Below are 13,899 nucleotides of genomic sequence, written 5' to 3'. Positions count from 1 at the left end.
CCCAGTGTGGCCGATCACCCTCTCAGGTCGGCTACGCATCGTCGCCTTGGTAGGCCTTTACCCCACCAACTAGCTAATGCGCCGCAGGCCCATCCACAAGTGACAGATTGCTCCGTCTTTCCTCCTTTGCCCATGCAGGAAAAGGATGTATCGGGTATTAGCTACCGTTTCCGGTAGTTATCCCTGTCTTGTGGGCAGGTTGCCTACGTGTTACTCACCCGTCCGCCGCTAGGTTATGTAGAAGCAAGCTTCTACATAACCCCGCTCGACTTGCATGTATTAGGCACGCCGCCAGCGTTCGTCCTGAGCCAGGATCAAACTCTCCATTAAAGACCAACCGAAGCTGGTTTATAGAAAGAGCGATAAGCTCATTTTGAAACTGACGAGATAAAAATATCTCTTGTTTGATTTTGCGAACAAAATCGTTTTACTCACTCGTTGTTCAGTTTTCAAAGATCAAACCTACATTATGTCTTACTTTGTTTCACCACCGCATCTCAGCGGCGACTTGATTAATATAACACACATTCGAGATTTAAGTCAACACTTTTTTTGAAAATTAATTTTAATTTCATTTAAAAGTTGTTCTCACAAAAAATCCCCGGCCTTTAAGAGCCGAGAACTAATGTATCACATTTTTGAATTCGCCGTCAACTATATATTAAAATTAGAAACAATAACATTTAAGTTTTCATATGGCCTGTCCGAATAATATTATTTTCAATCCCAGTAAAAGAACAATTCCAGGCAAACCTAATATCGTTACCGCCCCCATTGTCACTGGATTAATCGGAATGTACACCTGCGTAATCCACCCTGAATAATTGATAACATACAATGCGATGGCTGCCAGGCCCATATGTGCCCCGAATACTACAAGCCAGCCGATACCCAAACGTTTTTTTATGATTAGAAATAGTAACATCCCGACACAGGCAATTAAAACAAGCCAGACTGCCCCTTTCATTCAGCTCTCCGTTTGTGAACACGATCCGTATCATTGACATATCCAGGTTCATCCGCGGGCAGATGGAAACGATGTAGGCCTTGCTGCTTCGCACTTTTTAAATGTATCTGATATTTACGTTCTGCAGCTTCTAGAACAAATATAGCGTAGTCGATCTCATCTTTACCCGTAGCTTCATGAAATAAACGATGCGCTCTTAACCATTCCGCATGCGAAGCCCGAATCTGGGCAAACAGTTCCTGCCGATACTCCGCTTCTGATTTGCCATTCTCCTGACGACGGAAATTTTGTTTCATCCGTTCCCACATCCGTTCATCCTCCTTACAAGCTGAATTATGTGCACAGTCTGCAAGACTACCTTATTCATACTTATTGAACAAAGGACAAACTTAGAACTAGGAACGGATCTATACTGCCATCTATCGCCAAAATAAAAAAGGAGCCGTAGCGGCTCCCCCAAGTGAGTCGAGAATGCCAAAGGACATTTCAGACTCCCTATTTATAACGTATAAATACACCTATTAATTGAGCTCTCTACGGCCTTCCAACGCTTTGGACAAGGTAACCTCGTCGGCATACTCCAAATCTCCACCCACTGGCAATCCATGAGCAATACGAGTAACCTTGATTTCAAAAGGACGCACTAACCGAGAAATGTACATGGCCGTGGCCTCTCCTTCAATGTTCGGGTTCGTAGCTAAAATCAGCTCCTTGACGCGTTCATCACTGAGTCTGTTCAGCAATTCCTTGAGTTTGATATCCTCAGGACCAATTCCCTCCATAGGAGATATCGCCCCGTGAAGCACATGGTAAAAACCATTAAACTCCTTGGTACGCTCCATAGCCACCAAATCCTTGGAATCCTGAACAACACAAATGACGGAAGTATCCCTTGTCTTATCCTGACAGATCCGACATGGGTCTGTGTCCGTAATGTTGCCGCAGACTGAACAGAAGTGAAGGTTACGTTTCACATTGACCAGCGCTTTGGCAAAGTCAATCACATCATCTTCCTTCATTTTCAGTACGTGAAAAGCCAACCGGGCAGCCGTCTTTGGCCCTACTCCCGGCAGGCGCGTAAAAGCGTCAATTAGCTTTGCAATCGGCTCCGGATAATACAATAGCGTGTTTCTCCTTTATGCAGCAGACTAGAACAAGCCCGGAATTTTCATGCCGCCTGTAAATTTACCCATATCATCATTAGCCAGTTCATCTGCTTTGGACAAAGCATCATTAACTGCAGTCAGCACAAGATCTTGCAACATTTCTACATCATCAGGATCTACAGCTTCCGGTTTGATCGTGATGGACAACACTTTTTTATGTCCATTTACCTCCACCGTCACAACACCGCCGCCAGAAGTTCCTTCGATTACTTTTCCGCCAAGTTCCTCCTGGGCTTTCAGCATTTGTTCCTGCATTTTTTTCACTTGCTTCATCATTTGGTTCATATTGTTCATTTCAATCATCTCCTTTAATGAAGTATACATCTAGACACTTGCTTTAATCTTTAATGACTACCAAATCTTCCCCGAAAAGTTGAATAGCTTCATCAATCCAGGGCTCCTTGGACTTTCCCGGCGCATCATGCTCCGGCTCTAGTTGCAATTCTTCGGCAGGCTGGTCGGAAACTCCTTCAATGGCAGCATTCCAATCCTTTTGCATCATCGTTACTAAACGATAAGGATGACCCAACTGCTCATGCAATACCTTCTCGATGACCTGCTTATTGGCAGGCTTTTCGGTAGTTTCACGATGAATATTGTTCTTAAATGCGACCAGCACACTGTCCTCTAACACAGAAACTGGCTCACCGTCCATAAACCAGGCATGAACCGTAACTTTCGCCTCTTTTACCCCTTGCAAAATCTGACTCCACTTACGCCCCGCAGCCGCGAATGCTTCGCTCGACTTCTCAGCGATATAGCGATCCAACTGGGAAGGGAGTTTGGCTGGTGCTGAAATTCGCGGAGCAGGGGCACGCCCCCCGGAAGCCTGACGGCCACCCGACGATGCCTCCTGCCCCCCTCCAACGGCCAATCCACCTTGCAGCGCGCGTTCCAGTTTCTTTTCCAGTTCAGCAAGCTGGCGCTTCAACATTACGACATCTTCCTGGTCAGCTGCAGCGTCAGAGCGTTGTGCGGTCGGCTGAGCAACAGCACCTGCTTCCCCCGGAATACTACATAGCTTCAATAGAGCTACCTCAAACAAGGTTTGGGGCTGTACGGCATATTTCATCTCGCTCTGGTAACGATTAAGGGTGTCAATCATTGCAAAGAGTTGCTCCTTGGTAAAAGCATCTGCCACTTCCTTAAATCGCTCTGGATCCAGCACTCGCTCCGTCATTTTGGTCGCCTGAGGCACCATCTTGATCATTAGCAGATCTCGGAAATAGTACAGAAGATTCTCCATGCACTTATCTGCACTTTTACCTTCCTGCATAAAGCTCTCGATCATTTGGAGCACCGTGCCCACATCTTCTTTCAGCAATGCTAAGGCAAGCTTACCGAATTGCTCGGACGCAATACCTCCCGTCATGTCCAGCACCTGCTGATAAGTAACCCGACCATCTGTAAACGAGGATATCTGATCCAAAACACTAACCGCATCTCGCATCCCGCCATCTGAAAGACGCGCAATGTACTGCAGTGCATCCGAATCAGCCTGTATGTTCTCCTGTTGACATATCAGATCAAGCCGCTCTGTCTGTTCTTCCAGCGATACACGGCGGAAGTCAAACCGCTGGCAACGCGAAATAATGGTAGCCGGAATCCGATGTGGTTCAGTCGTAGCCAATATGAACATCACGTGTGGCGGCGGCTCTTCCAGCGTCTTGAGCAGCGCATTGAACGCTTCCGTCGTCAGCATGTGCACTTCATCAATGATATAAACCTTGTGCCGCACTTCTGTGGGCGCATATTTGACTTTATCGCGCAAATCACGAATCTCTTCAACGCCCCGGTTGGAGGCTGCATCAATCTCCTGTACATCCATGACCGCTCCGGCCGTGATCCGTTTACAGGCTTCGCATTCGTTGCAAGGTTCCGGCGCAGGTCCATGCTCACAGTTGATTGCCTTGGCCAAAATTTTGGCCGCACTCGTCTTACCTGTTCCTCGTGGACCGCTGAACAGGTAGGCATGGGACGTGCGATTTTCGCGGATGGCATTCTGCAATGTCTGGATAATATGCTGTTGTCCTACCATGTCCTTGAAAGCCTGCGGCCGCCAAGCACGGTACAACGCTATATGTTCCAATGCGCGTTACCCTCTTTCCCATTCACTTTCATGACCATTCATGGTCACTTCATTATACTATACTCCCGTCCGAATCTAAACCAGACACCTTCCAATTTATAAAACACAAAAAAACATCTTCGCAATGATTGCCAAGATGTTCTAATTACCAATATATACCGTGCACCTGTTATTGATCGTTGTGATCCGAGCGGCAATCCTGAACAGCAACTCGGGCTAGGCAACCCTCCGGCACAAGAGTGGGCCTGCTTATGGCTGCTTCCTTCCGGACCTGACCAGGTTCACAAGTACTCATTGCGGAGGACCCAGCCGTCAACATTGTGCGCAGGGACCAGCCTCACATCAACAACACCTCTAACAGGAATTCAACCTCGCTATAGCGGATTGCGAGTTACAGGGCACCGCTACCTCCCCATCTAGCACGGTGAAAATAAGTATATCTTAAGGCCGCATAAAAAGCAAATACACATTATTACAAAAAGAGCCCTCTGCAGTCGCAGAAGGCTCTAATAACTTTATAACTTGCGGTAATCCATTAGATACCGTATTTCTTTTTGAAACGATCCACGCGTCCACCAGCATCAATAAATTTCTGCTTGCCTGTGAAGAACGGGTGGCAGGCGGAGCAAATCTCCACACGCAGAGATCCTTTCACAGAACCAGTTTCAAACGAATTTCCGCAAGCACAAGTGACAGTAGTTACGTTAAATGTTGGTTGAATAGCTTGTTGCATTGAACTTTCACCTCTTTCCGCCCTGAACGTCCTATCAGTCCAGAGTTGTATGAACACATGTTCACATTATAGCACTTGAATATGAGCGTTTCAACAACTCTTTTCTGCATTCAGAAACAGCGCAAAACAGGTGTATTTCAATTGCTGTGTGACCGTTTTAGGCCTTGGCAAATTTAGGACGTGCCTGCCCTTGCGGCGGTACATGAGTGTATGAACCGATGACTACATCCGGCAGTTCCTCACGATAAATCTCAAGCATTTGCTTCATGCCAAGGATCTCACCTTGTGCAGGTGGAATCAATTCCAGATAGCTTTCAGGATCGATGTTCAAATTACGCATTTGAATCAGCCTGAGCTTAGTTCGTTTGGCAAATTCAATCATTGCCTCAATTTCTTCTTCTCGGTCAGTTACACCCGGAAAAATCAAATAATTAATCGACGTATATACACCCTGCTCAGAAGCATAACGAAGTGATTTTTCCACATTAGCCAACGTGTAACCGCGCGGCTTGTAATACGCATTGTAATGATCGTCCAGTGCACTAATGGTACTAACGCGCATCAGATCAAGACCCGCATCCACGATTCCCCGGATATGATCGCTCAATCCCGCATTCGTATTGATATTGATGTATCCCATATCGGTAATGGAACGCACCTCTTTGATCGAATCAATAATCAGTTTGGCTTGTGTGGAAGGCTCACCTTCGCAACCTTGACCAAAACTAATGATGGATTCCGGTGTCTTCAAATGTTCCAGCATAACTTCTACAATTTCTTCGACGCGAGGACGGAAGTTCATTCTTGTCTGCGGAGATACGAAGCCACTGTCATCTGGCTGTTCAGATATACACCCAAAGCAACCCGCATTACAAGAATAAGATACCGGAACTCCCCCCTCCCAGCGATTCAGGAATGTGTTCGAGGAAGTAAGACATTCGTAGCCAAGCGCACAGTTAGACAAATGTTGGTACAGCCGATTTTCGGGATATTGCTCCGTCATCCGCTGAACACCCAATTTAACTTGATGGCGGTCACAGTTTTCCGGATTCCACTTGGACGGACTGTCACTCTGCTCAGCCGTTACATAAAATGCTCCGTCTTTCCAGACTACGGCCGAATAACCGAACAAGGGAAGCTTGTACTCCTTATCGGTCTTCACATATCCCGGCAGGCACAAGCGTGTAAAACCTTGCGGCAATAAAGCCCCTACTGCTTGCATATCTCCGGGAAGAGAAACCATTTCCCCTGTTTCAGGGTTCATACCGACCGGGCGAGTGCTGGGCAGGCTTACCAATGTAGCTCCTTCCGGTAACGGAATAAGCTCATCCTCCATGATTTCAACAATCATGTCTGCACTACGTGCAAGCCCATACAAAGAAGCATGATCATATACATTGCCTTTTTCGTCGGCATACACCAAATACATTTTGGAGCTCCTTTCGCTCCGTTAAGCCTACGCCATTAACAAAATGAATGATAACGACTGTGTACTTACGGAACAGATAAAATACATGAATGGGTTTTAGTTGGTTGAGGCCGGGACTGAGGCTGTGGTAGAACGCGTAGTTCTCCGTTGTTGCCCACCAGAACTGCTTTGCGAGCCACCAGAAGAAGGTGCCGCCAAATCAAACGAAGCCAGAAATTCAGCATTAGTCTTGCTATTACGCAGCTTTTTGAGGAAGCCTTCCACAAAATCATGGCTTTCCGTCATATTTTTACGAATGGCCCAGATCGTATCCAATTCTTCCTTGTTCAACAACACTTCCTCACGGCGTGTGCCGGAACGACGAATATCAATCGCAGGGAAGATACGACGTTCTGCCAGCTTGCGGTCCAAATGCAACTCCATGTTGCCTGTACCTTTAAACTCTTCATAAATGATATCGTCCATGCGTGATCCTGTATCAATCAGAGCTGTAGCAAGAATCGTCAAGCTACCGCCTTCCTCCACATTCCGAGCCGCACCAAAAAAGCGTTTTGGACGGTGAAATGCCGCCGGATCAATACCCCCACTCAAAGTACGACCAGAAGGAGGAATAACGAGATTGTACGCACGAGCCAAACGCGTGATGCTATCCAACAGGATGACAACATCCTTTTTATGTTCTACGAGACGTAGCGCACGCTCCAACACGAGTTCTGCCACTTTGATGTGATTTTCAGGAAGTTCGTCAAATGTAGAGGCCACAACTTCACCTTTAACAGAACGCTGCATGTCGGTCACTTCTTCAGGGCGTTCATCAATCAACAAGACAAAAAGCTCGATCTCGGGATTGTTGGTAGAAATGCTATTGGCAATTTCTTTGAGGAGAAGCGTCTTCCCAGCTTTGGGAGGTGCTACAATGAGTCCGCGCTGTCCAAGTCCGACAGGGGCCAGTACATCCATAATTCTCGTAGACAAATGGTTGGGGGAAGTTTCAAGGACTAATTTGGTTTGCGGATACAGTGGAGTCAGTGCAGGAAAGTGTAGCCGCTCAGCAGCTTGCTCAGGACTTCTTCCATTGACGGCGTTAACTTGAAGCAATCCAAAATATCGTTCATTCTCTTTTGGCGTTCGGCACTTACCGGAAACAAGATCGCCTGTTCTCAAGTCAAACTTGCGGATTTGCGAAGCAGAGATGTAAATATCTTCGGTACTCGGGAGATAATTGATCGGCCTCAGAAAGCCGTAACCTTCAGGAAGGATTTCCAGAACCCCTTGCATAAACATCAATCCGCTCTTCTCAGCTTGTGCACGCAGGATAGCGAAAATTAGTTCTTTCTTCTTGAGCGTTCCGTAGTACGGGATCTGGTATTGCTTGGCCAGCTTGTACAGGTCGGTCAGCTTCATTTCTTCCAGATCGGAAATTTGCAGATCCATATAATAACCACCTATTCAATTATTAAGTCCATTCATACATCTAAATGATAGACAATGATATCATAAATACCATTAACATAATTTTAACCAAAACAAATAAAGTTATGCAGCCATCTGCCTGGATTATACCGAATTATTCCGGTTTTCCGATAATTGATTGTTAGGTATGAACCACAATCTTTTATCAAGCAGCGGCTGCACAGGTGTTGCCCGTTCTATCGCTTTCGTTCCGGGAGTTCGAAAAAATTGCACGGCTTAATTATTCAGTCTGCCGCCATACATCCGCGCCCAAAAGACGCAGGTTAGAGACAAGGTGATCATAACCACGGTCAATGTACTCGACACCCGTCACCTCGGTTACGCCTTCGCTTACTGTAAGTCCAGCAATGACAAGGGCCGCTCCGGCGCGCAGATCTGCCGCTTTTACTTTAGCTGCATTCAATCGACCACCCTCTATAATGGCAGACCGACCCTCTACGCGAATTTTAGCCCCCATACGCACCAGCTCAGGGACGTGCTTAAAACGACTGCTGTACACAAAATCGCTCAATACACTGACACCCTGCGCTTGGGTAAGCAAGCTGGTCATGGGAGATTGTAAATCTGTGGCGAATCCGGGGTATATCAAGGCTTTAACGTCGACATGTTCATAAGAAGGTGCACCCAGTACGCGAATACTTTCATCATATTCCTCGATACCGATGCCCATTTCCTGCATTTTTGCAGTGAGAGCCTCCATATGTTTGGGGATTACGTTGTCAATCAATACATTTCCACGGGTTGCCGCAGCAGCAATCATGTATGTGCCCGCTTGTATACGGTCAGGTATGATGGAATGACGGCAGCCATGTAGCTCCGACACACCTTCAATTCGAATCGTCTCCGTACCGGCGCCTTTAATAATGGCCCCCATAGAGTTTAAAAGGGTTGCTACATCTATAATCTCAGGCTCTTTAGCCGCATTTTCGATAATTGTGGCGCCTTTGGCACGTGCTGCCGCCAGCATAATATTAATGGTAGCGCCTACGCTGCTAACATCCAAGTAAATCTTGGTTCCGCGCAGTTCTTTGGCGTGCAAATGAATAGCGCCGTGCTCGTTCGTAACCGTGGCACCCAGCGCTTCAAAACCTTTGATATGCTGATCAATGGGCCGGGGTTCGAAATTGCACCCTCCTGGCAAACCGATGATCGCTTCCTTGAATCTGCCCAGCATGGCTCCCATCATATAATAAGAGGCTCGTAATTTCTTAACAGGCCCATTCGGCATAGGAATGGATTTAATAGAGGATGGATCTATTTTCATCTGGCTACCTTCCCAGGCAACCGTTGCACCAAGTTCCTCCAGTATCTCGGAATACACCGCCACATCACTTAACAGTGGCAAATTGTCCAAAATGACTTCCGACTCTGCCAGAATGGCTGCGGGAATCAAGGCGATGGCACTGTTTTTGGCACCGCTGATGGAAACTGTACCCTGAAGCGGCCGTCCACCGGTGATCATCAATTTTTCCATAAGCTTGAGGGTCCCCCTACGTGTTTTGCAGTCGGTCAAACAATAATCTCGAATCAAAATTTTTAACTTTTTTAGTGGTGAAAATGGAAAGACACCGGCTAAGCGGTGTGCTTTCCATACCAAACTATTCAACTGTACAGATTTAAGTATTTTGTGCAGCAGAACTACAGCTACAACTAAGAAATACATCTAGCCTGTGCAGACGCACGACCAGTTTAACTTATTATTACGCTTTGTTGTTGGAACCGAACTCACGAATTTTACCGATAACGGTTTGTTTAATCGCTTCACGACCTGGAGCGATGAATGTACGTGGGTCATAAGCATCCGGTTTCTCAGCAAGCACTTCACGAACCACTTTCGCAAATACGATTTGGTTCTCAGTGTTTACATTGATTTTGGAAGTTCCCAAGGAGATTGCTTTTTTAATGTCATGTGTTGGGATGCCAGTACCACCGTGCAGAACGAGTGGAAGTTTGATTGCATTGCAGATCTCTTCCATTTCTTTGAATCCGAGGTTTGGCTCGCCTTTGTATGGTCCGTGTACGGAACCCAGTGCAGGTGCCAGTGTATCGATACCTGTTTCGTTAACGATACGCAGACAGTCGTCCAACTTAGCGTACATTACGTCGCCGACAACATCATCCTCTTGACCGCCAACCATTCCAACTTCAGCTTCAACAGAAACGCCTTTGGAATGAGCATATTCAACCACTTTTTTCGTTGTAGCAATGTTTGTGTCGATTGGGCTGTGGGAATCGTCAATCATAACGGATGTGAAACCAGCGTCGATAGCTTCTTTACATTTTTCAAAGCTGGAACCGTGGTCCAAATGGATCGCAACCGGAACGGTGATTTTCATGTCATGAATAAGACCTTCTACCATTTTAACTACAGTGTAGAATCCACCCATGTGACGTGCTGCGCCTTCAGAAACACCCAGGATTACTGGGGATTTTTCTTCTTCAGCAGCGCCCAAAATAGCTTGAGTCCACTCCAGGTTATTAATGTTGTATTGACCTACTGCGTATTTTCCTTCGAGTGCTTTGTTCAACATGTCTTTCATAGATACCAATGGCATGGTTACAGTCCTCCTAAAGGTGTTTGGGTTTGTCTATATTTTTAGCCGACATCACATACGGGCTTATTATACCACAACCCATGTTAAATACTAAACAAGCTTTTGCATATCAACACATACAAAAATCACGCTCAGGACGCCGTTTTTCGATAGAATTGTATAAGGAGAGGATTTACTTTCAGTATTTCCCATAATCACAAACAAAAAACCCTGTTGTGTTAACAGAGTTCTCAACCACCGTGACTCACCTAGTCACCTCTGAGTTGTTTGTTCACAGCAATCCGCATTTCGTCAATATCAAAGGGCTTGGTAAAATGCATTAGCGCACCTAGCTCCGTCGCCTCTTTAATCATGTCCAGTTCTCCATATGCTGTCATCATAATAACCTTGATATCGGGATTCATGGTTTTTAGATGTTTCAGAATTTCGAGTCCGTCCATACCTGGAATTTTCATATCGAGCAGAACCAGATCAGGTGGTTCCTTCTCAACAATTTCAAGTGCAATTTTCCCGTTCGCCGCCTGAAAGGTCTCATAACCCTCACTTCCGAACACTTCCATCAGTAAAATCCGTATTCCATTCTGGTCATCGACGATTAATACTTTCTTCTTTTCCAATGTTTTAACCTCCTAAGATCTTAAAACGAGGATCATGCAGCTATTGCCATAACAGCGTCCGATGACGTACAATATCCGTCCCATACCTAAAACTATATTCGCTCCTGCAAAAAGAAAATCCTTCTCTAATACATAATTGTGGAATATTCTTTCATAATCAGGAAGCATGGGATAAAAAAAGACCTCCCGTAGGAGGTCTTTCAAGCCGTAGCATTAACCTTGAAGCTGCAATGCTGCCTTTACAAATTCACGGAACAAAGGCTGCGGACGATTCGGACGGGAAGTAAATTCCGGGTGGAATTGTACCGCCAGGAACCACGGATGCTCAGGAAGCTCCACGATTTCCACCAAGCGCCCATCCGGTGAAGTACCGGAAATACGAAGACCCGCTTTTTCAATAACTTCACGATATTCGTTATTGAATTCGTACCGATGACGGTGTCTTTCGTACACCAGCTCGTCGTTGTAGCAAACAGAAGCCAGGGAGCCTTCCACCAGTTTGCATGGATACAAGCCAAGACGCATCGTACCGCCCAGATCTTCGATGTCTTTTTGGTCGGGAAGCAAGTCAATGACAGGATAATCCGTTGCCGGGTTAATTTCCGAGCTGTTGGCTCCTTCGAGACCAGCCAGGGAACGTGCAACCTCAATGACAGATACCTGCATACCCAGACAAATACCGAAGAACGGAATTTTTTGCTCCCGTGCATAACGGATAGTACTAATTTTGCCTTCAATTCCGCGATCGCCGAAGCCACCTGGTACGAGAATGCCGCCAATGCCGCCCAGCATGTCAGCTACGTTCTCGTCCGTCACTTCTTCAGCGTTCACCCAACGGATTTTTACGTCTGCATTCGCATCAAATCCAGCGTGCGAAAGTGATTCAACCACACTTAAATAAGCATCATGTAATGCAACATATTTACCAACAATAGCAATTTCAACCGTTTTATCCAGCTTGCTGATTCGATCAACTAACCCTTCCCATTCGGTCATATCTGGTGCAGGTGTTGTCAGCTTGAGATGGTTAACTACGATTTCGTCCAAGCCTTCTTCACGTAGGTTCAACGGAACCTCGTAGAGGGTTGAAGCATCGCGGCATTCTACCACTGCATTCGCATCAATATCGCAGAACAATGCAATTTTAGCCTTCATATCGGAGGACAGTTCATGCTCTGTACGGCAAACAATGACATTCGGTTGGATGCCGATGCTGCGCAGTTCTTTTACACTGTGCTGGGTTGGCTTGGTTTTAACCTCACCAGCAGCTTTAATATAAGGAATGAGCGTTACGTGAATATACATCACATTTTCGCGCCCAACTTCGCTTTTGAGCTGACGAATAGCTTCCAAAAATGGCAAGCTCTCAATATCGCCCACAGTACCGCCGATTTCTGTAATAATTACGTCCGAACCCGCTTCACGGCCTGCACGGTACACGCGCTCCTTGATTTCGTTCGTAATATGAGGGATAACCTGCACCGTACCGCCCAGATATTCTCCGCGACGCTCTTTGCTGATTACGCTGGAATATACCTTGCCTGTTGTGACATTGCTGTTCTTGGACAGATTAATATCAATAAAGCGCTCATAGTGTCCCAAGTCAAGGTCCGTTTCCGCACCATCATCCGTTACAAACACTTCACCGTGCTGGTAAGGACTCATCGTACCCGGATCGACATTCAGGTAAGGGTCAAATTTTTGAATCGTTACCTTCAGTCCCCTGTTCTTCAAAAGCCTCCCCAGTGAAGCTGCCGTAATCCCTTTGCCCAAGGAAGACACAACCCCGCCTGTCACAAAAATATACTTTGTCACTGTTCAAAACCCTCCTAGATAAGATGCAAAATTCAGGCGACATTATGATGTTATCGTAACCCGTTTGCACGGATTATCATCCATGAAGAAGGCAGCGGAATCATTTTCCATGTCCGCCGCCCTTAGCCTTCTTTCATGAGTGAAAACACCCCTATAAAAAACAAAAAAGCACTCCCGTAGTACGGGGCACTTTTATAAAAAAAGCAAACATATAAGTGAATCAATCATAAGCCCAAGCAATAGTTTACCCCGTGTCCAATCCGCTGTCAAGGAAGTTATATGTGTTAATTTGTCCATTGAACCAGATTGGAGAGAATCCACCTGAAAGCTTTAAATCAGAAGAGGTTTTCAATAAAACGGTCATGAAAAAGGGGAGAACGCATCTCCCCTTGCAGCCTGTTCCTAACGAAGTGAATCGTCGTCTTCCGTCGACTCATCGTCATTTTCATCTTCTGAATCTTCCTCATCACTGAGGTCCTCGTCGTCTATAACCACGTCTTCATCACTATCATCATCATCTTCTCCGTCGAACAGCTCGTCTTCGCCGTCCTCGTCTTCGCTATCTGCATCGAAGTCGTCATCAGAGTTGTATGTTTCTTCTTCATGATAGTCATCTTCGTCGTCATCGTCTTCGTCGTTAATAATACGAGGACGCTTGGCGCCTGTCAGGGCATCTTCGGATTTATCTACCGGATACCAACGTTTCAAGCCCCACAGATTCGTACCGACACAGGCAAAACGCCCGTCAATGTTGATTTCAGTATATAGCTGAGCAATAACGTCATTAATTTCTTCGTCAGACAAGCCGCGCAATTTGGCGACTTCCTTCATCAGGTCACGGTAATAATATGGAGTATTGGCTGCTTTCAATACCATAAATGCCAAGTCCACCATTGGAGTCTCGTGGACTTTCTCCGGGTCAATCTTCAAGTTGAGTGGGGTACTCACCTAGGGACACTTCCTCTCACACGTAATTCACAAGAACATGTTTCAGAGCATACACGATACATGCAATACTAACATATCCATTATCAAAACTAAGTAAAACCTATTTG

Annotated in this window: 13 protein-coding genes, 1 rRNA gene and 1 other RNA gene; all 15 read right to left on the bottom strand. The window is 46.0% G+C overall.

What is annotated here, in order from left to right; translation table 11 throughout:
* Window positions 1-330 (bottom strand): 16S ribosomal RNA (locus ACWA2B_RS26795); the annotation flags it as partial.
* Window positions 331-691: 361 nt separating this feature from the next.
* Window positions 692-967, bottom strand: a complete 276-nt coding sequence (locus tag ACWA2B_RS26790) for a pro-sigmaK processing inhibitor BofA family protein (protein WP_029514883.1) — start codon at window positions 965-967, stop codon at window positions 692-694.
* A complete protein-coding gene (locus ACWA2B_RS26785; protein ID WP_029514885.1) occupies window positions 964-1,275 on the bottom strand; it encodes a DUF2508 family protein in 312 nt (103 codons plus the stop codon). Before ACWA2B_RS26785 ends, ACWA2B_RS26790 begins: the two co-directional genes overlap by 4 nt.
* A 213-nt stretch (window positions 1,276-1,488) precedes the next feature.
* Window positions 1,489-2,088, bottom strand: coding sequence for a recombination mediator RecR (gene recR, locus ACWA2B_RS26780; RefSeq protein ID WP_013308227.1), 600 nt, complete (start codon window positions 2,086-2,088; stop codon window positions 1,489-1,491).
* Between the two features lie 27 nt (window positions 2,089-2,115).
* The gene (locus ACWA2B_RS26775) at window positions 2,116-2,427 is read right to left on the bottom strand and encodes a YbaB/EbfC family nucleoid-associated protein (protein ID WP_013308226.1); all 312 of its coding nucleotides are present in this window, start codon (window positions 2,425-2,427) and stop codon (window positions 2,116-2,118) included.
* A gap of 43 nt (window positions 2,428-2,470) precedes the next feature.
* Window positions 2,471-4,222: a DNA polymerase III subunit gamma/tau gene (gene dnaX / locus ACWA2B_RS26770; protein ID WP_029514887.1), complete on the bottom strand. Its 1,752-nt coding sequence runs from the start codon at window positions 4,220-4,222 to the stop codon at window positions 2,471-2,473.
* Window positions 4,223-4,380: 158 nt separating this feature from the next.
* Window positions 4,381-4,647: signal recognition particle sRNA large type (gene ffs / locus ACWA2B_RS26765), an RNA gene on the bottom strand.
* Between the two features lie 110 nt (window positions 4,648-4,757).
* Complete coding sequence (gene rpmE, locus ACWA2B_RS26760; RefSeq protein WP_013308223.1) at window positions 4,758-4,955, bottom strand: 50S ribosomal protein L31; 198 nt, start codon at window positions 4,953-4,955, stop codon at window positions 4,758-4,760.
* A gap of 157 nt (window positions 4,956-5,112) precedes the next feature.
* Window positions 5,113-6,384, bottom strand: a complete 1,272-nt coding sequence (locus ACWA2B_RS26755) for a radical SAM protein (RefSeq protein WP_029514889.1) — start codon at window positions 6,382-6,384, stop codon at window positions 5,113-5,115.
* Between the two features lie 96 nt (window positions 6,385-6,480).
* Window positions 6,481-7,818 (bottom strand): transcription termination factor Rho, encoded by a 1,338-nt coding sequence (gene rho, locus ACWA2B_RS26750; RefSeq protein WP_029514891.1) that lies wholly within the window; start codon window positions 7,816-7,818, stop codon window positions 6,481-6,483.
* 259 nt (window positions 7,819-8,077) lie between these two features.
* The gene (locus ACWA2B_RS26745) at window positions 8,078-9,331 is read right to left on the bottom strand and encodes a UDP-N-acetylglucosamine 1-carboxyvinyltransferase (RefSeq protein WP_029514892.1); all 1,254 of its coding nucleotides are present in this window, start codon (window positions 9,329-9,331) and stop codon (window positions 8,078-8,080) included.
* Window positions 9,332-9,557: 226 nt separating this feature from the next.
* On the bottom strand, window positions 9,558-10,412 hold the full coding sequence (fba, locus tag ACWA2B_RS26740; RefSeq protein ID WP_013308219.1) for a class II fructose-1,6-bisphosphate aldolase: 855 nt from the start codon (window positions 10,410-10,412) through the stop codon (window positions 9,558-9,560).
* A 248-nt stretch (window positions 10,413-10,660) separates the two neighbouring features.
* Window positions 10,661-11,029, bottom strand: a complete 369-nt coding sequence (locus tag ACWA2B_RS26735) for a response regulator (protein ID WP_013308218.1) — start codon at window positions 11,027-11,029, stop codon at window positions 10,661-10,663.
* Between the two features lie 213 nt (window positions 11,030-11,242).
* Window positions 11,243-12,844, bottom strand: coding sequence for a CTP synthase (locus tag ACWA2B_RS26730; RefSeq protein ID WP_039275105.1), 1,602 nt, complete (start codon window positions 12,842-12,844; stop codon window positions 11,243-11,245).
* Window positions 12,845-13,246: 402 nt separating this feature from the next.
* Window positions 13,247-13,792: a DNA-directed RNA polymerase subunit delta gene (gene rpoE / locus ACWA2B_RS26725; RefSeq protein WP_029514893.1), complete on the bottom strand. Its 546-nt coding sequence runs from the start codon at window positions 13,790-13,792 to the stop codon at window positions 13,247-13,249.
* Between the last annotated feature and the right edge of the window lie 107 nt (window positions 13,793-13,899).

It is taken from the genome of Paenibacillus sp. CMM36 (assembly GCF_053570945.1).
The sequence above is the reverse complement of the archived record's forward strand: the minus strand, read 5'-3'. Positions and strand labels throughout refer to the sequence as shown.